General features: G+C 63.8%; 12 protein-coding genes. 2 read left to right on the plus strand and 10 right to left on the minus strand.

Annotation, left to right across the window (positions count from 1 at the left end):
- Nucleotides 1–15: 15 nt before the first annotated feature.
- The 4 genes from FDY95_RS09685 to FDY95_RS09700 all read right to left on the minus strand — a co-directional run bounded on the left by FDY95_RS09685 (nt 16) and on the right by FDY95_RS09700 (nt 7,399).
- Nucleotides 16–1,359 (minus strand): lipopolysaccharide biosynthesis protein, encoded by a 1,344-nt coding sequence (locus tag FDY95_RS09685; protein WP_138077170.1) that lies wholly within the window; start codon nt 1,357–1,359, stop codon nt 16–18.
- Nucleotides 1,356–2,570, minus strand: a complete 1,215-nt coding sequence (locus FDY95_RS09690; protein WP_138077172.1) for a glycosyltransferase — start codon at nt 2,568–2,570, stop codon at nt 1,356–1,358. The genes FDY95_RS09685 and FDY95_RS09690 overlap by 4 nt, the downstream gene beginning before the upstream one ends.
- A gap of 179 nt (nt 2,571–2,749) precedes the next feature.
- Entirely contained in the window at nt 2,750–4,414 is a 1,665-nt protein-coding gene (locus FDY95_RS09695) for a T9SS type A sorting domain-containing protein (protein ID WP_138077174.1), read from the minus strand.
- A gap of 186 nt (nt 4,415–4,600) precedes the next feature.
- Nucleotides 4,601–7,399, minus strand: a complete 2,799-nt coding sequence (locus FDY95_RS09700) for a TonB-dependent receptor (RefSeq protein ID WP_171025614.1) — start codon at nt 7,397–7,399, stop codon at nt 4,601–4,603.
- A gap of 173 nt (nt 7,400–7,572) precedes the next feature.
- Here FDY95_RS09700 and FDY95_RS09705 point away from each other — a divergent pair, with 173 nt between their 5' ends.
- Both FDY95_RS09705 and FDY95_RS09710 read left to right on the plus strand, forming a co-directional pair.
- Entirely contained in the window at nt 7,573–8,463 is an 891-nt protein-coding gene (locus tag FDY95_RS09705) for a YicC/YloC family endoribonuclease (protein ID WP_138077178.1), read from the plus strand.
- Between the two features lie 320 nt (nt 8,464–8,783).
- Nucleotides 8,784–9,326, plus strand: a complete 543-nt coding sequence (locus FDY95_RS09710; protein ID WP_138077180.1) for a hypothetical protein — start codon at nt 8,784–8,786, stop codon at nt 9,324–9,326.
- A 274-nt stretch (nt 9,327–9,600) separates the two neighbouring features.
- Here FDY95_RS09710 and FDY95_RS09715 read toward each other — a convergent pair whose 3' ends face one another.
- From FDY95_RS09715 to FDY95_RS09740, 6 genes are all read right to left on the minus strand, one after another.
- Nucleotides 9,601–10,911, minus strand: coding sequence for a M28 family metallopeptidase (locus FDY95_RS09715; RefSeq protein ID WP_138077182.1), 1,311 nt, complete (start codon nt 10,909–10,911; stop codon nt 9,601–9,603).
- 33 nt (nt 10,912–10,944) lie between these two features.
- The gene (locus tag FDY95_RS09720; protein ID WP_138077184.1) at nt 10,945–11,346 is read right to left on the minus strand and encodes a VanZ family protein; all 402 of its coding nucleotides are present in this window, start codon (nt 11,344–11,346) and stop codon (nt 10,945–10,947) included.
- A 14-nt stretch (nt 11,347–11,360) separates the two neighbouring features.
- Entirely contained in the window at nt 11,361–11,741 is a 381-nt protein-coding gene (gene gcvH / locus FDY95_RS09725; protein WP_138077186.1) for a glycine cleavage system protein GcvH, read from the minus strand.
- A gap of 168 nt (nt 11,742–11,909) precedes the next feature.
- The gene (sov, locus tag FDY95_RS09730) at nt 11,910–19,436 is read right to left on the minus strand and encodes a T9SS outer membrane translocon Sov/SprA (RefSeq protein WP_246073976.1); all 7,527 of its coding nucleotides are present in this window, start codon (nt 19,434–19,436) and stop codon (nt 11,910–11,912) included.
- A 39-nt stretch (nt 19,437–19,475) separates the two neighbouring features.
- Nucleotides 19,476–20,081, minus strand: coding sequence for a Holliday junction branch migration protein RuvA (ruvA, locus tag FDY95_RS09735; protein ID WP_138077188.1), 606 nt, complete (start codon nt 20,079–20,081; stop codon nt 19,476–19,478).
- Nucleotides 20,082–20,259: 178 nt separating this feature from the next.
- Nucleotides 20,260–22,533, minus strand: coding sequence for an NADP-dependent malic enzyme (locus FDY95_RS09740; RefSeq protein ID WP_171025615.1), 2,274 nt, complete (start codon nt 22,531–22,533; stop codon nt 20,260–20,262).
- Between the last annotated feature and the right edge of the window lie 130 nt (nt 22,534–22,663).

A 22,663-nucleotide genomic window follows, 5' to 3' on the forward strand; every position in this document is an offset into this window, starting at 1 on the left:
GCAACCGGCGCCGGTTCAGGGCTGAGCCGGATTTCGCACCGCCGATTCGTCGGCCGCTGCGGGCCGGGGCACATCCTCAGCTTCTGCGGACAGCTCCCCGGTTTTCAGGAGCCGTGGCAGGCTTGCCACGTCGGCCCAGCCGGGCAGCAGCCGGCCCAGGCCGATGCCGGTGTGGCGCCGGAATGCCAGCAGCAGCCAGGCGGTGGACGTGAAGTAGGAGAGGGTGGAGCTGAGGGCGGCCCCCGCCGCCCCGAAGCGCGGAATCAGCAGGGCACTGGCCAGCAGCGTCACCACCAGGCCGGCGCCGGTGGCCAGGTTGTTGGTGCGGTAGGCGGCCAGCCCGGCGAAGTAGCTGCTCAGCAGCATGTTCAGGCTGAAAATCAGCACGCCCGGGGCCAGCAGGGCCAGCAGCGGCCGGGCCGCGCCGAACTCGGCTCCGAATACGGCCGCCAGCAGGGGCGTGGGCAGCAGGGCCAGCACCAGCACCGCCGCCCCGGTGGCCAGCAAGGTGAGCCGGGCCGTGCGCGCCAGCGCCCGGGCCTGGGCCTGCTTGTCGTCGGCGTGCACCACGTCGACGTACTGCAGCTGCGCCGCCGAGCGCGGAATCAGCCAGATGGCCTCGGCCAGCGCCACGCTCACCGACAGCACGCCCACGGCTTTGGGACCGGCCAGGGCCGCCAGGAAGTAGTAGCTCAGTCGGTAGTTGAGGAAGGAGAGGATGTTGGCCAGGTGCGCCCCACGGCTGTTTTTGGCCAGCTCCCGCGTCACCTCGCGCAGCTCACCGGGCTGGCGCCGCCACCGGTCGGGCAGGCGGGCGAGCAGCAGCAGCCCGGCCAGCAGCGGCAGGCCATAGGCCAGGTAGCTGGCCCACCAGTACACGGCCACCAGGCGTACCTGCAGGCCCAGAAACACGGCCGCCAGGCCCGCCGTCAGCAGCCCGGCCTGGGCCAGGTTCAGGTAGTTGAAGCTCTGCTCCCGGCGGCGGCCCAGCAGCAGCAGCGTGACGATGGAAAACGCCGCCTGCAGCCACGAAACGCCGAACAAGTGCGCGGCGTAGGCCCAGCCGGTGCCGCGCCACAACCAGATGCCGGCGCTGCCCGCCGCGCACACCACCGTGGCCCAGGCCAGCGCCGGCAGCAGCAGGTGCCACACGCTGCGTCGCGGCGCCAGGTAAATCAGCGAGGAGCCCCCGAGCAACCCGATGAAGAGCAGGCTCAGGGCCATGTCCGTCACGAACAGGCTGACCTGCCCGCGCCCGGCCGCGCCCAGGTAGCGCGCCGTCAGCCATACCACCCCGAAGTTGAGCAGCGCCACGCCCAGCCGGGCCACGAACGTATGCAGCAGGCGGGGCAGGTTCATCGGGGGGCTTGGGATGCGCTTAGGATGGCGCTATACAGGTCGGCGAAGGCCCGGCCCACGGCGGCGGGGCTGCAGCGGTGGTCGGCGTCGGCGCGCAGGGCGGCCGGGTTCAGGGGGAGTTGTCCGGTCAGCACCCGGCGCAGGGCGGCGGCCAGGGCGGCTTCGTCGTCGGGGGCTACCAGCAGGCCGAAGGCGCCGGCGGGCTCGAACAGCTCGGGCACGCCGCCGGTGCGGGTGGCCACCACCGGGCAACCGCAGGCCCGGGCCTCCAGCAGCACGCAGCCGAACGTTTCGGCCCGGCTGAACGATACCAGCGCGGCGGCCTGCTGCATTTCGTGGGCCACGACGGGGTGCGGCAGCTTGCCCAGAAACGTCACCGTGCCATCGGCCAGCAGGCCCAGCTCGGCGGCGTAGGCGTGCAGGCGGGCTTCGTCGGGGCCGTAGCCGGCCACACGCAGGCGCAGGTTGGGCAGCTCGTGCCGCAGCCCGGCCACCACGCGCAGCACGCCGGAGAGGTTCTTCACCGAATCATGGAAGGCCGATACGTGCAGCAGTGGCCGATTTGGCTCGGGCAGGGTAGGGGCCTCGACGGGCCGAAACAGGGCCGTATCGACCACGTTGGCAATGACGACTTCGCGCCGGCTCGTGAAGCCCAGCCGCGTCATGGCGTCGCCCAGGGCCTGCGACACGGTGTGGCGCGCCGCTGCTCCGCGCACCACCAGCCGCGTCAGCCAGCGCCGCGCCGGGCCGATGAGGTGGCTGCGCTCGGGCAGATACAGCGTCCAGTGCTCGGTGACGAGGTAGGGAATTCCCGTCAGCAGCCGGAGCAGCCAGGCCGCCACGCCGGTGCGCAGCAGCACGTGCACGTGCACCAGCGCCGGGCGGCCCCAGCGGCGGCTTAGCTGCCCGTAGCCGTGGGCCACGCAGGCAAAGTAGAGAAGCAGCTTCAGCAGCTTGTCCAGCGGGGCCAGGCCGGTGATGCGGGCCCGGTAGTAGTAGCGCAGCGTGGGCCAGGGCCCATCCCAATCGGCTTCGCACACGGCCAGCTGGGGCAGGCGGGCGCGCGCCACCGTGGCCAGCAGCACGGCCACCTCGGCGTGCCCGGCAATGGCCGCCACGTGCCGCGCCACGAAGTCACCGTCCTGGTCGTCGTAGCGGTGGGGATACCACTTGGGCAGCATGAGCACGCGGGGCAGCGGCGGGTGGGGCATGGGGTAAGCGGGGCCGCGAAAAGGCCGACAACGGGCAAGTTCGGCAATCAGCGGCGGAATCGGCGCGGCGGCCAGCGGCTCAACCGCTAAAACGACGGCGGCCCGCCTCCTTTCGGAAACGGACCGCCGCGCTGGTGGATAAGGATAAGGGGGTAAGCCTAAAACCGGACGGTTGGTAATTACTGCGTCACCACGAAGCGCACAGCTTCCACCGATTCGCCGGTTTGCACGGTGGCCGTGTACAGGCCGGATTTCAGATTGCCGGGCAGGGCCAGCTGCTGCTCGCCGGAGGTTAGCGTGCGGTCCTGGCTCACGGTGGCCACGGTGCGGCCGGTCACGTCGAGCACTCGCACCGTCACGGCAGCGGGGCGCGCCAGCGTGAAGCTCAGCTGGCTGGCGCCGGCCGTGGGGTTGGGGTACACGCTCAGGCCCTGCACGGCGGCGGACTTGGCTTTGGCCGAGGTTACGCCAGCTACGTTGTAGCAGGTGTTCTGCGGGTTGTAGTTAGTCCAGCCGGCCGTCCAGTTGCCCGAGGGACCGAACGCGCCGCGGTAGGCCACGTTTTCGAAGAAGCCCCCGGCCAGCTTGGCGTCGGTGAAGGCCGCGCCCGATACCAGCGGCGAGGCGGCCGGCAGCGTGAAGTTCGGGGCCGTCGAGGAGTTGGTGCTGGCCGCGGCCGAGTTGATGGTGAAGTTGTCCGCGTTCAGGCCCAGGCTGCTGATGTTAGCGTAGGTCGTGTTGCTGCGGCTGGCGTCGCCCCAGAAGCCCTGCACGTTGTAGGTGGTGGGCGAAGCCGACTGAAAGTCAGTCGTCATGCCGGCCATGACGTTGTTTTTCAGCACCAGCGCCCCGCTCGTGGCGTTGGCCTGGGTGGTCGAGCCGTCCAGGGTCAGGCCTACGGGCCAGCCCGTCAGCACCGAGTTGAAGATGGAAATCTGCGAATTGCGGCGCAGGTGCATGGCGCGGGTGAAGTTGGCCGCTACCGAGGGGTTAGTCAGGAAGGCGCTGACGTTGGAGAAAACCGGGGCCGTAATCGGCGTCAGGGTCGAGCTGTTGGCGTCGTTGTCCGATTCAAACGCCGTCGAGCCCGATACGTCGGCCTGGTTGGGGTCGCGCACCGTCACGGCGTACTGCACCTTGCCGGTAAAGCCGAAGTCCGTGTCGAAGTCGTCGTCGGTGGCGGCAATGGCCACCAGGTGTTTGGCATTCACCGTGCCCCCGAACCACTCGAAGGAGTCGTCGCCCGAGGCGTATACCGATACGTAGTCGATGGTCGTGCCCGCGCCCACGCCGGCCAGCGTCAGGCCGTTGATTTCGTTGTTTTGCGAGAGGGCCACGCCGGGGTATTCGATGCGCACGTAGCGCAGCACGCCGGAGTTGTCGTTGGCGTCGGTGCCGCCGAAGGTGGCGCTGGGCACGCCCTCCACGGCCGGGCTGCCGGGCTGGTTGATGGGCGCGCGGCCGCAAATCACGATGCCACCCCAGTCGCCGCGGTTGCGGCTGCCAGCGGGCTGGTTCGAGGTAAATACGATGGGCTGGGCAGCGGTGCCGTCGGCAATCAGCTTGCCGCCCTGCAGTACCACCAGCACGCCGCCCGGCGTGGGCGTCTTGTCGGCCTTGATGATGGTACCCGGCTGAATGGTCAGCGTGGCGCCATTGGCCACGTACACGTAGCCGCTTAGCAGGTAAATGTTATTGCTGGTCCAGGTGGTGTTGGTCGTGATGGTGCCCGTGATGGTAATGGGCGTGGGCGTGGCCGGGCAGGTGCTCTGCGCCAGGGCGGTGGAGGGCAGCGCGGCGGCCGCAGCCAGGGCCAGGAACAGCGGGAGTACAAGCTTTTTCATAGAGGCGAACCTGAGTTGTCGATTGCGCGACAAAGGTCCATCACGACGACGCCCACGGGGCTACCGCGGGCGTTATCGTTTCGTTAGGGGCGTATTACGATATTGTGTAGTCCGCGCCCGGCTGACAAAAAAACGGTCGTGCGGAGCTGCTCCGCACGACCGTTTTTTTGTCAGGCTGTTTAGCCGTTAGAAGTTGTAGACCAGGCCCAGCATGGTGTAGCGGCCCCGGCGGTAGCGGGCAAACGGCAGCTGCTCGCCCGCGTCGATTTTGCTGTTGTAGTTGAAGTCGTAGAACTGGCGCACGGGCTGGTTCAGCAAGTCCTGCACGCCGGCCTTCAGCTGCAGGTGCGGGCCCACGCCCTTGGTCACGGCCAGATCAATCACCTGACGCGGCATCTCAATCACCGAGAAGTTCTGGGTGTAGTCGCCGATAAAGGAGAAGCGCTGCCCAATCACGTTGTACTGCGCCGATACCTGCCACTTCCGGTCATCGTCCTGGTAAAACACTCCGGCGTTGACCACGTAGGGCGACTGGCCCTGCAGCGGGCGGTCCTGCAGCGCGAAGCCGTCGGTTGCCTGGCCCTTGGGCAGCTGCACGCGGCTGTGAATCACCGAGGCGTTCAAAATCAGCGAGAGGCGCTGCAAAAAGGCGCTTTCCGTTACGCCCAGCAAGCTTTTGCGCACTTCCAGCTCGGCGCCCACGTCGTAGGCGTTCTGCGCGTTCTGGTAACCGATCCACAACTGGCTGCCGGTCACGTTCACCGTCGTCTGCTCGATGGCGTTGCGGAACTTCTTGTAGAACACGCCCACCGACACCATTTCCGACTTGGTGGGGTAGAACTCGTAGCGCAGGTCGGCGTTGTAAATGGTGGCCGTTTTCAGCGTCGAGTCGCCCACGATCATGGCGTTGTTGGCCACATCGTAGTACTGGTTCGGCGAGATTTCGCGGAATTCCGGCCGGTTCACCGTCACGCTGCCGCCTAGGCGCAGCGCCGACCGCTCGTTGAAGTTAAAGCTCGCGTTCAGCGAGGGCAGCGGAATGGTGCGGTTTTCCTGGTAGGTGCGGCGGCCGGCGCTGTGCAGCTGGCGGCGGTTGTGCTCCACGCGCAACCCGCCCGAGAGGTTGAGCTTGTCCGTCAGCGGGGCCACGGCGCCCACGTAACCGGCCAGCAGCACGTTTTCGGCCTCGTAGCTGTCCTCCGGCTTGGTGCCTTCGGCCACGGTGTAGCCCTTCACCGGGTCCAGGTTCGCCGGGGCAAAAATCTGGTCGATGGGCAGCAACTGCACCTCATTGGGCAGGTTGAAGCCCGAGCCGCGCACGAAGGAAAAGTAGCGCTGCTGGTAGTCGCGCACCTTGCGCTCGGTGTAAAAGCCGGCGCGCAGCTTGTACTGATTCACACTGGTCGTGTCGCGGCCCATGATGCGCCGCTCCCACTGCCCGCTGCCCATCACCGTGTTTTCGTGCAGGTTGGAGAAGAAGCGGCTGGCCTCGGTGATGTTGCCCTCCAGGGGCACGTTCACGAAGTAGGGGCGCTCTACACCTGGCAATATCTGTTTCTGGTAGCGGTAGCGGCTGTAGTCGGGCTCGTCGCGGTACACGTAGTTGTAGCCGGCGGCCCAGGTCACGGTGGTGTGCTCGGTGGCACCCAAGTCGTGGCTGCCCTGCAGCTGGCCCGAGTAAATGCTGCGGCTCTGGTAGTGCAGGGCGTAGTCGTCGCGCTGCCGGTCTTCCTCCAGCCCGGTGCGGTGAATCACCTCGTCGGTGCCGTACTGGTTGAAGAAGTTGCGCAGCTCCAGGCGGTTGCGGCTGTTCAGGCGCACCTGCCAGTTATGAATCACGCCCAGGCGCACGCCCGTCACGGCGCGGGTGTCCTTGAACTCGAACTGCGTGCCGCGCTGGCCCGTTTCCAGGTCCACGTCCTTGGTGTAGCGGTTGCGCTCCACCCCGTACTGCTCGCGGGTGTTGGAGTACGAAATCGACGTGACGTTGCTTAGGTAGGCCGAGCCGATTTCAAACTTGCGCGTCAACCCCAGCGAGGCGCGGATGTCCGGCAGCGCCCGGCCCAGCGAGGGCAGCCAAGTGGTGCCGCGCAGCCCGTTGGCCGCGCTAGCCAGCTGCGCCGGCGTCGACTGATCCGAGCGAATCACGCCCTGCTCGGCCACCGCGCCCGGCAGCTGGCGCTGCCCGCCGTCGAAGCCCAGCCAGTCGGTGCTGCCGCGGCGGCTCTGCATGTAGTTCTGGCCGAAGGTGGTGCCGTTGCGGTGCCAGCCCGACACGCTCAGTGAGGTCGTGTTGTCGAGCACCGAGTTCTTGGTGTATACCTTCACCACGCCGCCGCCAAACTCGCCCGGCAGCTCCGGCGACCCGGACTTGAAAATCAGTACCCGGTCGATAACTGACGAGGGCAGCACGTCGAACGAAAAGGAACGAGTGTCCACCTCGGCCGAGGGCGTCAGCGCGTCGTTGAGCAGCACCGTGTTGTAGCGCTCCGCCAGCCCGCGTACCACGATGAAGTTGTTGCTCTGAATCGTGACGCCCGGAATGCGCTTCACCACTTCGGCCGCGTCGCGGTCCAGGGTTTTCACAATCTGGTCGTTCGACATGCCGCTCACCACCACCTCACTCTTGCGCAGGTCCTGGAGCAGCGCTACCTCCGTGCCGGTCTGGCGTTGCCCAGTCACAGTAACCTCCTTCAGCGCCAGCGCGCTTTCCTCCAGCGTGCTGTTCAGCGTCGTTTTCTGCCCGTCCTTCACTTCGATGCCGGTGAAGTTGATGGGCTTGTAGCCGAGGTTCTGAATGGTGATGCCGTAAATGCCGGGCTTCAGACGCAGCTCGTAGTTGCCCTCCACGTCCACCGGCGCGGCCTGCGTGGTGCCCGTCACAATCACGGTGGCCCCGATAACGGCTTCGCCGGTTTTTTTATCGAGGACCTTTCCGACGATGGAGCCTTGTTGAGCAACGGCCAAAGTGCTGATTGTCAGCATTGGCGCAAGTAATAAAGAACGGCGCATGAGCATGTGCTAGTTGGCGCCGCAAAAGTATTTTGACCCTGTTACGCCAGTGTGACGCCCCTGTTATGCTTATGTTATTCACCATGTAACTAGCTGAATATCTGAATTAGCAGTACTTTTGTCGCCCCCTTCACCACTCTGCCTGCATGCTGCTGTCCATGACCGGCTACGGCGTCGCCCAGCGCGAAACCGAGCATTACACCGTCGTTGTCGAAATCAAGTCGCTGAATTCCAAAGGCCTGGACCTGAGCCTGCGCATGCCCCGCTCCCTGGCCGGCAGCGAACTGGAGCTGCGCAACCTCGTCGGGCGCCACCTGGTGCGCGGCAAAGTCAACGTCAGCATCGACCTGAACCGCCCGGCCGCCGTCCGCTCCCGCGCCAGCCTGCACCGCGAAACGCTCACGGCCGCCTACCACGAGCTTCTGAGCATCGCGCAGGAACTGGGCGCCCCCACCGACAACATCCTGGAATTGGCCCTGCGCCTGCCCGGCGTGGTGCAGTCGCCCAACGAGGCCAGCGCCGCCGACGACGAGCCCCAGCTCACCTGGGCCGAGCTGCAGCCCATCGTGCAGGAAGCCCTCGACCGCACTGCCGACTTCCGCCGCACCGAAGGCCAGGCCCTGACCACCGAAATCCTGAGCTACATCGACCGCATCCGCATCCAGCTCTCCGACGTGGACCGCCACGACCCGACGCGCCTGGAGAACGTGCGCCGCCGCATGCACGACGGCCTGGCCGAGCTGGCCCAGAGCGACCAGTTCAACCCCAGCCGCTTCGAGCAGGAACTCCTGTATTACATTGAGAAACTTGACATCGCCGAGGAAAAGGTGCGGTTGGTCAGCCATCTGCACTACTTCACCGAAACGGTGCACCTGCCCGAGTACAGCGGAAAGAAATTAGCCTTTATTTCGCAGGAAATTGGTCGGGAAATCAATACCATTGGCTCCAAAGCCAATGACTCGACCATCCAACATCTGGTCGTCGGGATGAAGGAAGAGCTGGAAAAAATCAAGGAACAGCTCAATAATATTCTTTAAGATCAAAACCGTGTCGCTACACCATTCGTAAATGCAATTGAACATTATCAATACAATTCTGCATAGCGCTATGCGGATGCTTGCCAAGCCGCAGACTGGACTGCAGATTGGCTGCTGAGATGATTCAAACACGCTTTACGCACCCACTAGCCCCGTTTTTCCAGCCGATTCAGCTGCCTTTACTTTTGCACTAAATTATTTTTGTATAAAGTTCTTGTACTGACGGCTTTTCTTCCTAAATTGTGTTATCCAAACAGATGCCCTCCGCACTGTTCGGTAGTTTACCCAGAAAGAATGTTCACCATTTTTTGGTCCTTGTCATGAAGAAAGTTCTACTCGCCCCGTTGCTCTGCCTCGCAGTGCTGCTAATGGCCGCTAAGCCGTTCGCCGAAGTGGAGCTAATCAAGAAGCGCGTTCTGAGCGAACGGGTGGAAATCCTGATTCCGAAAGGATTCGAGGTGATGAGCGAGCAGCAGATGGACTTCCTCTACGCCAAAGCGCAGAGCCGTCCGAGCGTCATCTACACCAACACCTCGCACGCCAGCCTTTCCTTCTCGTACACCGACAACACGGCCGACCAGGACATGGTCGATATGTACGCATCCAACTTCATGAAGACCTACCGCAAGCAGTACTCTGATGCGACGTTCTTCTCCGATGGCGTAAAAGAAATCAATGGCCGCAAGGTGGGCTACATCGAAATGATGAAGCCGGAGCTGGGCCACCAGGTCTACCAACTGATTTTCTTCACCGACATCGAAGGCCGCCTGCTGATGTGCACCTTCTCCTGCCCCGACCGCCAGAAGCCGGAGTGGGAATCGGTAGCCAAGCAAGTGATGAGCTCCTTGCGCAGCAATAGCTAAACAGCGCGGCGCCACCCGCCTGTTTTTATTCCATCCCGGAATCATCCGCCTCCACCGCGGACGATTCCGGGATGATTGCTTTAAAGCCAGCCCACCGAGCCGGGTGGCCTGCCAGTTGCTCGCTACACACCTTATTATATAGCATCGGATACGTACTAGGCTGTAGCTGCCAGCTGCCAAGGATATGGGCAGGACCCGAAATGAGCGCGTAGAGAAGCTGAGCCATGCCGTTCCGTGGCTTATGGGCTCGCACTCTACTCGTCAGCCAGCGGGCCTACAGCGGGTGCTCCAGCCGCTGGCAGTAAGCCAAGACTAGCCTGAACAGCCCCGCAAAACCAGACAGTGGGAGGGTTTCGGCCCGGTCGTACACGTCGTGGTAGTGGGTGGGCGTGCCGCGCAGGTACAGGAAGAAGGCGGGCACGCCGGCCTCCGAAAACGGGTAATGGTCGGAATTGGCGGCCCGGCCCCGGGGCGCCAGGCCGGGCAAGTAGCTGCCGGTCGTATTCAGGCTTTCGAGGAGCCGATACTCCGACTCATGCACCTTGCCGTTTACTACGGTGGCACCCGCCTGGCCGGTGCCTTCCAAATCGAGGTTGAGCAGGAACCGGACGCGGTCGAGGGGCAGCAGCGGATGGGCCACGAAGTAGCGGGAGCCGACGAGCCCGGCTTCCTCGGCTCCGAAGGCCAGAAACGCTACGGAGTAGCGCGGACGGTGAGCGAGCTGGGAGTAGTGAGCGGCCAGCTCCAGCAGCAGCGCGGTGCCGCTGGCGTTGTCGTTGGCGCCCGGGAAGTAGGCCTGCCGGCCCATGGGGCCCAGGTGGTCGTAGTGGGCCGTGACGACGATAAACGAATCAGGCTGTACGGCGCCGCGCACCACGCCCACGACGTTCTGCGTGGGGTAGGCGGTGCGCAGCCGGGCCTCGACGGTAAGATCAACAGGAGCGGGAGCAGAGGGCCAGCGCGAGGCCACTACCTGCAGCTGCACCTGCCCGGCCTGCGCGGGCGCCAGCGAGGCCGTGAGCTTGCCGGGCACCAGCTCGATGCGGGCGGCGGCCTCGGCTACGTGCTGGGCAAATACTTCGGGCAGGATGCGCAGCCGCTCCGCGTCGCGCTGCCGCAGCACCAGGATGCGGCCCCGTAGCGGCTCGCGCAGAAAACGCTGGCCGGCGGCTTCATCCGAGAAAATCAGCGAATCGAGCTGAATAGGCTGGCCCTGCAGCTGGCCGGCGCCGGAGCCCGGGGCGGCAATGAAGTCGGCGCCGGGCGTCAGCGGCTGCCCACCCACGCGCAGGCTGAGCCGGCCGGGAAAGGTGTTGACGTCGAAGGCAAACGGCTGGAAGTACTCCGGGGCCAGTGGCTGCAGTCCCAGGGCCTTGAACCGGCGGCGCAGGTAATCGGCGGCGCGCCGCTCACCCTGCTGCACGTAGCCGCGGCCGTGCATGCGCGGGCTGGCCAGGGTGGCAATGGTTTGCCGGGCGCGGGCCATATCCTGGGCCTGCGCCGACAGCAGGCCCAACCCCGGCAGCAGCGCACCCAGCGCCAGCGCGGCAACACGATGAGCGGAGAATGGCCTACGGGGCAGCATACAACGAATAGCGTAAGTAGTAGAAGCCGGGCCTCAGGCCGTGGCGGGCAGCACGTCCCACCAACGGCGGGTGAGGTGCATCAGGCCCAGGCCGGCCACGGTGCCCAGCGCGTCGCTGATCATGTCGGTCCACTCACCCAGGCGGCCCAGGTCCATGAGGGTCTGCGTCAGCTCGATGAAGGCGCCCAGCAGCAGGCACACCACCAGTGTCCACAGGAAAGCCCGGTGGCGCAGGCCCGGAAAGAGCCGTTGCCACCGGGCCGTCAAAACGTAGAGCACCGCGGTTACTACAAAGATGCCGGCATGGGCCGCCGTGTCGAACGAGAGCAGGTCCCACTGGGGCAGGGGCGGCAGCTGATCGAGCGGGCTGAGCGTGCCCCAGAGCATGAAGGCCGTCCAGGCCAGGGCGACCAGCGCCGTGAGCACGCGGAGCATGGCCGGCCGGGCAATTAGGCGCCTACCAGCTCGCCGTAGGCCTCAGCCGACAGCAAACCTTCAAGCTCGGCCTGGTTGCCGATGCTCATCTTGATCATCCACCCGTCGCCGTAAGGGTCGGAGTTGACGGTTTCGGGCGCGTCGTTGAGCTTGGGGTTGACTTCCAGCACGGTGCCGCTGAGGGGGCTGAACAGGTCCGAAACGGTCTTGACGGCTTCCACCGTGCCGAACACCTCGTCCTTGCTGACGTCCTTGTCGGCCGAATCAATGTCCACGTACACGATGTCGCCCAGCTCTTTCTGCGCGAAATCGGTGATACCCACGTAAGCGGTGTCGCCTTCGATGCGGACCCACTCGTGTTCTTTGGTGTACTTCAGGTTAGCCGGGAGGTTCATATTGGGCAAACAGGGAAATGGAGTGTACGCCCGCCACCGCGGGCGGCCAAAGATAGTGAGATAGTGAATGAGTGGATCAGTGAATGAGTGAATTGCTGGGGCCATAAAAATAAATGGGTGAAGCAAGGAGGCCTTACTTCACCCATTCACTAAATCACTCATTCACCGCTACTGCGAGAGGCTGTAGCGCAGCTGAATGCCGCCTTCGGTGGCCGCGTTCTTGAAGGAAGTGGTGCCGCCGCGGGGCTGCGACACGTTGCGGGTGAAGAAGAACTGCAGGTTCAGGCGCTGGCTGACGACGTAGTCGATGGTGGGGCGCAGCTGTACCTGGCGGTTACCGTTGGTGACCTGTTGGCTGGCCTTGCCAGGCGAACCGGAATCCGGGTTCTGCGTGTCGGGCGCCACCACGTCCACGATACTGCGCTGAATGGTCACGTTGTCGCGGATGGAGAGGTCGAGGCGCATGTTCAGCTCGTTGGTCAGAATGCGCTGTTCGCCGCCGATGCGGAACGGAATGCGGAAGCGGTTGGTGGTGTAGCCGAAGCCGATGGTCAGCGTCTTGTTGCGCAGCTCCGTAACCTGGGCGTTGGTGGTGTTCAGGGCCAGCATCCGGTCGAGGCCGTAGTCCACGCTGCCGTTGATTTTCTCCAGCGTCTGGAAGTTCACGCCCACCAGCGGTGAGAGGCGCTCCGACATGGTCACCTGGTTGATGATGTAGTACGGAATGTACTGGTTCTGCTCGTTGACCTTCTCGGCCAGGCCCTCGGGCTCGGCGTTGTACTGGGTGGAGGTGGTGTACCCCAGCACCTGGTAATCGGCGGTATAGGAGTGACGGAGAGCCACCGAGCGGAAGTACTTCTGCACCAGCGGCAGGTTGGAGAGGCCGTTGTAGTCGACGCGCCAGTTGGGCAGCGGCAGCATCTTGAACGGGTCGAATTTCTTGGTCGATACACCGTCCGACGACTTGCCGTGGTACGCGTCGAGGAAGGCCGGCAGCAGCACATCCTGGGAGTTGTAGCCGTAGAGGCCTCCTCTGGCCCTATTGGCGTCTTGCAGGCGGTTGCGGGCCTGACGGCGGTTTTCCACAAACCGATCAAACGCGGCCGAGGTGTTGTTCTTGCGCAGGTCCCCAAACAACGTGTTGATGGCAATGGTGGTGGTGCTGAACGAGCCCGAGCCCAGCGGAATCAGCGTGGTCAGGTCTACTTGGTCCGAAATGGGTTTCAGCGTCTGTTCATCCACCGGCACGCGGTAAAAGGTTTCGCGGTTGCGCACCTTCTGCTGCCGGGCCTCTACCTGGATATTGAAGTCGCGGATGGGCTCCAGCGAGGTGCGCAGCTGCAGGTTGGAGGTGCTTAGCGAGCTAAGCGGGGTGTTCAGCAGGTCGCTGCGCAGAGTGTACCAATTGTTCCGACTGGCCATGTCGTACAGTTCCGGCAGCTCGTACTGCTGGCCCAGAATGAACGGCAGGCCCGGGGCCGAAAAGTTGCTGCTCAAGCCGAACAGGCGGGTTTTGGGCAGGTAGCCCGGCAGCAGCGTGCCGGCCGTGCGGGTGTAGGTGAAATTCAGCGAGCGGGCCGTCATCAACGAGCGGAGCACGGCCTTCAGCACGCGCAATTCGGGCGCTTTGGCTGAGTCGGCTGCGGCTTTGCCCTGGTTCTTCGCGTCGGTGCTTGCTTCGGGGGCGCCGCGGCGCAGGCGGTCCATGGTGCTCTGGGCGCCGGCCTGGCCTTTGCCCGCACCGCCGGCCGGCGCGTTGTTGATGATGTTGAGGAATTTGACCTTGTTGTAGAGCTTCACCAGGTCGATGCGGCCGTTGACGCTCACGTCGCGGCTGTTCTGAATGGTGTTGCCGATGTTGACCAACTCGGTGTTCGGGTCCGTCAGGCTGTCGATGGGGGCCCGAATGGCCGTGGAAGCCGCCTGCCAGCTGTAGTTGGCCGCGTAGCGCGCATCGGCCGACAGCCAGTCGGTGAGGGGAAACTTGTCGAGCGGCAGGCGGTAAGTCAGCGCCACGGTCTGGTTGAAGTTCGTGGTGCGGCCGCCCTTCAGCAGGTTGGTTTTGATCAGTTCGCGGTTGCGCACGGCCTCCGGCGAGTTGCCGATGGTGCGGCCCACGCTGTCGTCCACGCTGCTGCGGTTAGTGGCGGTGTAGTCCAGGATCAGGCTCCGCGTCAAATCCCACTTCAGGTCGTAGATGCGGTTGATGAAGAAGCTCTTCTGGTACACGCCCGGAATGCCTTCGGTCGACGGAACCTGGCCCTGGGCCTGGGTGCGCTGCAGGAACCGCTCGTTGTAGCGGCGGTCTAGGTCGGCGCGGAAGGCGAAGCGCGAGGGCAGGGGCGTGAAGTTTAGCTCCTTCAGCAGCTTCAGGTAGGGCGAGTCGAACAGCTTCACCTTGCTCAGCGGCTCGAAGGCCTTGGGCGTGGGCTGGTAGGTGTAGGCCACCGCCCCGGTGTAGGTGCGGGTGAAGTCGCGGTCGGTCTGGATGTCGGTGTGGGTGCGCTCGGTCAGGGAGTAGCTCAGCGCCAGGTTCTCGATATCGTAGGGCTTGGGCTTCCGGTCAGGGTTGGTGCGCTCTTTTCGCACGTTCAGCAGGCTGATGGACTTGCTCTTGGTCTGATCGGTGACTTCCCTTCGGTACGCGGTGCGGTCCTGGTCGTTAGCAAACTTGCTGCTCAGCGACTGGGCCAGCGTCATGTCCGGGTCGAGCGGGTCGTACTTAGGGGAGCGGATTTCGGCGCCCGCCTGCAGCAGCACCGGCACCCGCAGCCCCAGCTTCTCGGGCAGAAACTTCTCGGCGGCCACGGCGGCATTCACGTCGCCGCGGGCAATGTTGTCGACCGAGCGTTGCGAGGGGCGGTCCTGCAGCGAGCCGAAGCCCACCGAGGTGAAGGCGCCGGTGGCGGTGATGTTGGCCACGTCGGCCAGGCGGGTGTTGAAGCGCGCCGTGGCGGCCCAGCCGTCCGTTTGGTCGAAGTCTTTCACCCGCAGCTCGTCGGCCCAGAGGCACAGCGAATGGTCGATGCCGTTGATGGCGGGGTTTTGCACCCCGATCATCAGGCCCTGCAGCGCGCTCAGGTCAGGGTTGCCGAGCACGGTGATTTGGCCCACGGCTATTTCCCCGTTTTCGAGCTTCATCTCGTAGCGCGTCGTGAAGGGCACCTGCAAGCTGAGGCCGGCTTCCGCACGGCGGGCCTTGGCGTCGATGAACGCCTGCAGCGGAATGTCCACGCGGTTGGCCACCGGCCAGATGTTGTCCACGTTGCTGTCGGTGGTTTTGGTGATGATCAGCGGCAGCGTGTACTGGTAGTAGTTCTGGTTGTAGTCGGTGCCGAAGCGGATGAAGGCCTGCACCTGGTTGTCCTGCAGGTTGCGGTTATCCGATTCGGCGTGCAGGAACATCTTCAGCCGCTTGTAGCGCAGCAGGTTCAGGTTCACGTTCTTGTAGGCCGCCTTGGCGAAACCCGGGCGCAGGCCTTCCACGCACAGGCGCAGCGACTGTTCGTTCTGGTTACGCACGGTCGTGGTCGAGCCGTATTCCCGGTCGCGCTTGATGCCGGGCGGCGTCACGTACGGAATGGCCGTGCCCTGGCCGCTGGAAGCGCCGTTTTCCTCGACGCCCACCGTCGAAATGGCAAAGGCCTCGGCGTCGGTGGTGCAGTTCAAGCAGGGCTGCGTCCCGGGCTCGGGAATGACGCTGAGGAAGCGGCGCCACTGGTTGGCCACGAACTGCATCTGCACGAAGCGCAGCACCGCGGGCTGGCTCCAGCCGGTCATGTACATGCGCAGGAAGCGGATGGACTTGAAGCCGAATGGCTGCGATGCGCCCTGAATGCCGGTAGGCTGGCGAATCGGAATGCGGAACTGGTACCACGACACGTCGTCGCCGGTGCCGGTAATGCGGTTGGTCACCTTGTCCACGATAAAGTTGCGGCCCACTTCCAGCTGCCCGGCCCCGTTGGGCGCGAGCGGGACGCGGTACTCGTAGTACTGCTCCGTGTCGCTGATGACGTTGTCGCGGTTCAGGTCTTCCTTGTCGGGCGCCGCCGTGGAGCTCTGCGTGCCGCTGGTAGCGCGCGAGTTGCCCTCCATGCCGTTGTAGTACTTGTAGCGGCCCAGAATCTTGGTGTTGTTCTGGTCGTAAAACGCGTCGAGGTGGTGGCGGAAGTTGTCGGCCGACGGGTCTTCGAAGCCCGCGTAACCGGGAATGGCACGGAAGAAATCCTGCTCCTCGCTGCCGGCCAGGCCGTCGAGGCCGATATCCTGCCGGTCGCGGCCACCGGGGGCGTTGCTGAAAGCATCGGTGAGAAACTGCAGGCGGGTGGCCCGGCCCCAGATAGTGTTGCGCACGTTGCTCTGGTCGTCCGTATCGGCCAGGCCGTTCTCGAACTCGTACACCCCGTCGTTCAGCAGGTCTTCCGATACCGTGCCGAGGTTGAAAAACAGCTCCCCGCCGGTGGTGTTGGGCGTTTTCGGCGTCGTCGGGTCCGAGTCGTCGATGGTGTTGTACTTGTTACCCTGGCTGTTGATGAACGGGTCCATCAGCCAGAACTCCAGGTATTCCACGTTGGCGTTGTCGAAATCGGTATCGAAGGTGATTTCGCGCGAAATGCCGCCGTAGTTCTGCTGGTTCTTCTGCGGGTTATTCGGGTTCAGGAAGCGCCCATCCGCCGAGACGTCGGGGTTGTAGTTGTACTGTCCGCGCTCCGAAGGGAAGTAAGCCAGGTCAAAGGTGTTTTCGTAGCCGCCGCCCAGCGTGCCAGGGTCGCGGTTCGGGAATACCTCCGTGCGCGTGACGCCCCGTACGTAGTGGTTGCGCAGGTCCTCTTCCGACACATTGTTGGGTTTCGAGGGTCCGTTCGTGAAGTAGGTCTGGTCGATGGTGTACCAGGCAATGCGGGCGCGCGAGTTGGCCACGCCCAGGGTGCGCTCGGGCAGCTGCTGCTCGCTGATGATGCGCCGCGGCGTGGTGGCCAGGCGCCAGGGATTGGTCGTGTTGTTGTTGCCTAGGGTGTAGGGCGTGCGGGCGTTTTCGAAGTCGTCGAGGTAGGACACGCCGTTTTCGCCGCGGCCCAGCTGCGAGCGGCCCGGCACAAACTGCGCAAACTCCGCGCTCAGTGCCACCGACGACGGCGCCTTCGTGTTCACGAAGGGCAGCATGTCGATGTACTTGGTGAGCACCCGCGACTCGCGGCGCAGGCTCATGTCCAGCCCGTAAATGGTGTTGTTGCTCGGCTCGTCGCCCACGTTCACGCGGTTGATGCCGGCGGCCTGGTTTTCGAGCAGGTGCATGATGGTGCCCCCGAAGTTCAGGTCTTCCGACACCTTATAGTCGAGACGGGTGCCCAGCAGCTTGCGGGGCAGCACCTGCACCACGGCGTCGCGCTCAAATTCCACCCGTAGCTCGTTGGCTGAGTTCAGGTAGCTGGCGTTGAGAATTTTAACCTTGGCCTGGTCGTAGAACACCTGATAGTCGGCGCCCTCGGTCAGCAGCGTCGAGCCCGAGTACACCCGCACCGAGCCTTCCGGAATGCGGATGCCCGGCAGCGTGATTTCGTCGGTGGCGGTGGCCGAGTAGCGGCCTTTCAGGTAAAACTTGTCTTTCTCCTGCTTCTGCTGCGCGTCGCTCTGCACCTGCACGTACAGCTCCGGGTACACGTACTTTTGAATCAGCGCCGCTTCGGTCGTCGGGTTGAACTGCGCCTGCAGGTAGTTGCCGAAGGGCTCTATCACCGGGAAGATGATCTTGCCCAGCTCCGGGTCGATGGTCAGGCCCTGCAGAAAGTCAAAGTTGCCGTCGGCCGGCCGGTCGTTGTTTGGGTTGACGTTGTCCAGGTTCAGCACCTGGGTCAGCGGCCGGTTCGTTACTTTTTCGCCTTCCTTCAGCGAAATGATGTCCACGCCCGTTGCGTCGTCCTTGTAAATCACATCCAGGCGAAACTGGTCGCGGCTGAGCTGCGAGGCGTTCAGGGCGTAGATGTTCTTCATCATCAGGTCGAACACCGGCAGGTTGCCGGTGCGCAGCCGGTCGTTGCGCAGGTTCTGGTTGAAGTCGGCCCGCCCCACGCCGGGGTTGGTAGCGCGTAGCAGCTTCAAGAACACCACGCCTTCTTCGGGCACGTTGGAATAGTCTTCCTGCAGCTCGCCTACCTTGTAAGACTTGCCGTTGAAAAAGTACTCGTACGACACACCCAGCACCTGTTCGGGCAGCAGCGGCGTGTTCAACGATAAGTAACCCAGCTGCGGATTGTAGGTGTACTCGCGCGGATCGAGCTTGCGCGCCCGCACCCGCTCGTAGTCCACCGTCTTTTCCAGCTGCAGGTTGCTGTTATTCTGCAGCACACCGTCGATGCTCTGTACGTTACGGTCGGGACTGATCGTGGCGGGCAGCCGCTCATACAAGGAGTTGACGTCGTTGGCCGCCGGGCGACTCTGGCGGCCGGCCACCAGGAAATCGTCGCGGTAGGTGCGTAGCGGCTCGCCCACGTCCTCCAGGGCCACCACGTTGCGCAGCGTCTCGGTGGTGCGGTTGTCGTTGGTCACGTACACCTCCACGCGGCGGATTTCCACCCCGCTCTGCACCGTGGGCAGGTTGCTGAGCACGGCGTCGTACCGGTCGCGGAAGAACTGCGAGAGGAAGAAGTGGCGGTTGGCCTCGTACTGCGAGGCCTTGATTTCGAAGTTGCGCGACTGCGCCCCGTTCTGCACCGTCACCTCGTCGGCGGTGCCACGCAGCTGGGCCGCCACGCTGGTCACGCTCAGGCGCCCAAACTGCATCTGGGTCTTCACCCCGAACAGGTTTTGCCCGCCCTGCACCAGGGTGTTGTTCAAGGGCAGCGACACGTTGCCCATCTCCACCTTGCGGATGATGTCGGTGTCGTAGCCCGTAAAGTCGGCCTTGATCTGGTTCTCAAAGTCGAAAGCCGCCCGCGTGTCGTAGTTGAACAGAATCTTCAGCTTGTCCCCGATCTGTCCGCTCAGGTTCAGGTTGAAGTTCTGCTGGAAGTTAAAGTCGCCGTTGCGGCGCTGGCGCAGCGTCAGCGAGGGGTTGTCGTTGAAGTTCTGCCGCCAGCCCAGCGCCAGGGTGGCCGAGCCGTTGGGCCGAATGTCGATAAAGTCGCCGCCGAAGATGCGCCCCAGCGTCGGGGCCATGTAGATCTTCGGAATCAGGCGCTTGGCAGCCGTCGGGTTGCCGGGGCCGCCGGCCACGCCCCCCTCCGCCTTGTTGCGGAAGTAGTTGCGAATGGCCTGCTGCTCCTGGAGTTTCTGAAATTCGGCGTAGCTGAGGCGGGCCGGGTCGCGGTAGTCGATGTCCGCGCCAACATTTTCCTCCACGTCCACGTAATTCAGGGAGTCGCCCAGCGTCACCTGCGGCTTCACGTTGGCGGGCAGCGGCAAAATCAGCGGCGAACGGCGCTGCCGCTCCGTCAGGAAGTTGCCCGAGCGGTCCGTCGGGGCCACGCGCGGACGCCGGCTGGCCCGGTAGCGCGCAGTGTCGCCCGGCACCGGCCGGGTGGTATCCGGCAGGGCCACGAGCAAGGGCGCGTGCAGGCGCGACGTTTGCAGCCAGCTCCAGAGCTGGGAAAACGCGAACGAGCGGCCACCCGCCGGCTCGGCCTGTGACCACCAGGTCAGCAGCGACGCAGCAACGACGGAAGAAAGGGTGGTGAGAGACTTAGTACGCGTGGTCAAGCAAGGGCGAAACAAAAGGGCCCGAAGGCCCGCGAAAACCTAATTCGACTTAAGAGCAAATTTAATTAATTCCTCCACGCTCAGGTCGTTGCCGTGCTTCTGCTGAATGCCATCCAACGTCTTCTCGGCCACGGCCCGCGCAAAGCCCAGGGTCACTAGCGCGGCTAACGCTTCCGCACGGTTTGTATTGTGCTGCCGGGCCAGCGGGACGGTTTCTACGCCGGCTTTGGCCAGCAGCTCGTCCTTGCGCAGCCGGTCGCGCAAATCCAGCACGATGCGCTGCGCCGTTTTCGGCCCCACGCCCTTGATGGCCTGAATCGAGCGTACGTCTTCCTGCACGATGGCCTGCCGAATTTCGCCCACCGACATCGACGAGACGATAACAATGCCCGTGCCCGGCCCGATGCCCGACACCGAAATCAGGTGCATGAACAGCGCCTTCTCGTTCGGGTCGAGGAAGCCGTAGAGCGCGTGCGCGTCCTCCTTGATGTGCTGGTAGGTGTAGAGCTTGGCCTTTTCGCCGTCGGCGGGCAGCTTGGAATAGGTGGCCAAGGAAATCTTCACTTCATAGCCCACGCCCTGCACATCGATGATGGCCAGCGTCGGGTCTTTGTAGGCAAGTTTACCGTCGAGGTATGCAATCATAGCAAGAATTCAAAAGCTCGAAAAGAACCGAAATGCAGCCGGCTAGCGGCAATATCGGTAAGAAGTGTAAGGATACGGGAGCGTAGTTTGTTCCAATGGTATTAGATTATCATGCTAATTATATTAGTATATAGAAAGATAGACGGCGCCGGGTAGGCGCCGTCTATCTTCTGTGACCTTACAGCGGCTGATTATAAGTCTGCGCGTCCGACACGGCAATGGCGGTGATATTGACGATGTCACGCACCGAGGCGCCGAGTTGCAGAATGTGTACCGGCTTGCGCATGCCCATCAGCACCGGCCCGATGACCTCAGCCCCGCCGATTTCCTGCAACACCTTGTAGGCGATGTTGCCGGAAGTCAGGCCGGGGAAAATCAACGTGTTAGCGCCTTTTTCGGCCAGTTCCGAGAAGGGGTAGTGCTCCTGCAGCAGATTTCGGTTCAGGGCCGTGTTGGCCTGCATCTCGCCGTCCAGAATCAGGTCGGGGAAGCGGCGCTTGGCCAGCTCCGTGGCGCGGCGCATCTTGTCGGGCAGCGGGCCGGTGTTCGAGCCGAAGTTGGAGTAGCTCAGCACCGCAATGCGCGGCTCGGTGTCGAAAAAGCGCACGGCGCGGGCCGTCAGGCCGATGATGTCGACCAGCTGCTCAGCCGTGGGGTCGATGTTGACGGTGGTATCGGCGAAGAAGAACGGGCCCTTGCGGTGCAGCACGATGTACATGCCGGCGGCCCGCTGCACGCCGTCTTCCACCCCGATGATCTGGAAGGCGGGCAGAATGCTCTTGCCGTAGTCCTTGGTGAGGCCGGTGATGTAGGCGTCGGCCTCGCCGGTGTCCAGCATCATGGCACCGAAGTAATTCCGCTCGCGCATCAGGCGCTTGGCTTCGTAGAGCGTCATGCCCTTGCGCTGCCGCTTGCGGAACAGCAGGTCGGCGTACTCGTCGCGCTTGGCTTCGTGCTCCTGCAGGATGTCAATGATCTGGCAGCCTTCGAGGTCGAGGTTGTTTTCGCGAGCAATTTTCTCAATCCGCTCCCGGCGACCCAGCAGGATGGGCAGGGCAATGCCCTCGTCGTGGGCAATCTGGGCGGCTTTGAGGATTTTGTAGTTGTCGGCCTCGGGATACACCACGCGCTTGGGGGCCGAGCGGGCCCGCGAGGTGATGCGGTTCATCAGCTTCTGGTTGACGCCGAGGCGGGCCCGCAACTCGTCCTCATATGCCTGCCAGTCGGTAATCTGAATGCGCGCCACCCCGCTTTCCATGGCCGCTTTGGCCACGGCGGGGGAGAGGGTCGTAATCAGGCGCGGGTCGAGGGGCTTGGGAATCAGGTAGGTGCGGCCAAAGGTCAGCGTGTTGTCGCCGTAGGCCTTGTTCACCATGTCGGGCACCGGCTCTTTGGCCAGTTCCGTCAGGGCGTGCACGGCGGCCAGCTTCATCGCTTCGTTGATTTCCGTGGCGCGCACGTCGAGGGCCCCGCGGAAGATGTAGGGGAAGCCCAGCACGTTGTTGACCTGGTTCGGATGGTCCGAGCGGCCGGTAGCCATGATGATGTCCTCGCGCGTCGAGAGGGCCAGCTCGTAGGCAATTTCCGGGTCGGGGTTGGCCAGAGCGAAGACGATGGGGTCCTTCGCCATCTTCAGCAGCAGCTCGGGCGCCAGCACGTTGGCCGCCGAGAGGCCCAGGAAGAAGTCGGCGCCTTCCATGGCTTCGGCCAGCGTGGTGACGGGCCGCTCGGTGGCAAACTGCATCTGCAGCGGCGCCAGGTCGGTGCGCCGGGCGTTGATGACGCCGTCCTTATCGAACACCACCACGTTTTCGCGCTTCAGGCCCAACTCCAGGTACAGGCGCAGGCAGCTGACGGCGGCCGCGCCGGCCCCGCTCACCACCACCTGAATTTCATCGATTTTCTTCCCGACGACTTCCAGGGCGCTCAGCAACCCGGCCGACGAAATGATGGCCGTGCCGTGCTGGTCGTCGTGCATCAGCGGAATGTTCATCTGCTCGCGCAGGGCCGTTTCGATGGCGAAGCACTCCGGGGCCTTGATGTCCTCCAGGTTGATGCCGCCGAAGGTGGGCTCCAGGGCCTTCACCACGCGGATAAACTCGTCGGGGTCGGTGGCGTCGATTTCGATGTCGAAGCAGTCGATGCCGGCGAACTTCTTGAACAGTACGCCTTTGCCTTCCATTACCGGCTTCGAGGCGGCGGGCCCGATGTTGCCCAGGCCGAGCACGGCGGTGCCGTTGCTTATCACGGCCACCAGGTTGCCCTTGGCCGTGTACTTGTAGACGTCGTCGGGGTTGGCGGCAATTTCCTTGCAGGGCTCGGCCACGCCCGGCGAGTAGGCCAGGGCCAGGTCGAGCTGGGTGCTGACGGGCTTGGTGGGTACCACCTCAATTTTGCCGGCGGGGTTTTGCTGGTGGTAGTTAAGCGCGTCTTCCTTGTTTATCTTCAGCATGCGGGGGGAATTCAGATGCAAAACGGCGCCGCCCGCTGAAGGCAGCGCCGTTGGGCAAGTTCGGGCGAAATTAAGCGGAATCAAAGCTCCGGCCGTAACCTGGTTCGGCCAGTCGGGGCTCCCGGTAATC

This window comes from Hymenobacter jeollabukensis (assembly GCF_005771675.1).
Classification (GTDB): domain Bacteria; phylum Bacteroidota; class Bacteroidia; order Cytophagales; family Hymenobacteraceae; genus Solirubrum; species Solirubrum jeollabukense.

Excerpts from the sequence above, each read along its gene's own strand:
- FDY95_RS09685 (WP_138077170.1), bottom strand. The coding sequence starts at position 1,359 with ATGAACCTGCCCCGCCTGCTGCATACGTTCGTGGCCCGGCTGGGCGTG.
- FDY95_RS09690 (WP_138077172.1), bottom strand. The coding sequence starts at position 2,570 with ATGCCCCACCCGCCGCTGCCCCGCGTGCTCATGCTGCCCAAGTGGTAT.
- FDY95_RS09695 (WP_138077174.1), bottom strand. The coding sequence starts at position 4,414 with ATGAAAAAGCTTGTACTCCCGCTGTTCCTGGCCCTGGCTGCGGCCGCC.
- FDY95_RS09700 (WP_171025614.1), bottom strand. The coding sequence starts at position 7,399 with ATGCTGACAATCAGCACTTTGGCCGTTGCTCAACAAGGCTCCATCGTC.
- FDY95_RS09705 (WP_138077178.1), top strand. The coding sequence starts at position 7,573 with ATGCTGCTGTCCATGACCGGCTACGGCGTCGCCCAGCGCGAAACCGAG.
- FDY95_RS09710 (WP_138077180.1), top strand. The coding sequence starts at position 8,784 with ATGAAGAAAGTTCTACTCGCCCCGTTGCTCTGCCTCGCAGTGCTGCTA.
- FDY95_RS09715 (WP_138077182.1), bottom strand. The coding sequence starts at position 10,911 with ATGCTGCCCCGTAGGCCATTCTCCGCTCATCGTGTTGCCGCGCTGGCG.
- FDY95_RS09720 (WP_138077184.1), bottom strand. The coding sequence starts at position 11,346 with ATGCTCCGCGTGCTCACGGCGCTGGTCGCCCTGGCCTGGACGGCCTTC.
- gcvH (WP_138077186.1), bottom strand. The coding sequence starts at position 11,741 with ATGAACCTCCCGGCTAACCTGAAGTACACCAAAGAACACGAGTGGGTC.
- ruvA (WP_138077188.1), bottom strand. The coding sequence starts at position 20,081 with ATGATTGCATACCTCGACGGTAAACTTGCCTACAAAGACCCGACGCTG.
- FDY95_RS09740 (WP_171025615.1), bottom strand. The coding sequence starts at position 22,533 with ATGCTGAAGATAAACAAGGAAGACGCGCTTAACTACCACCAGCAAAAC.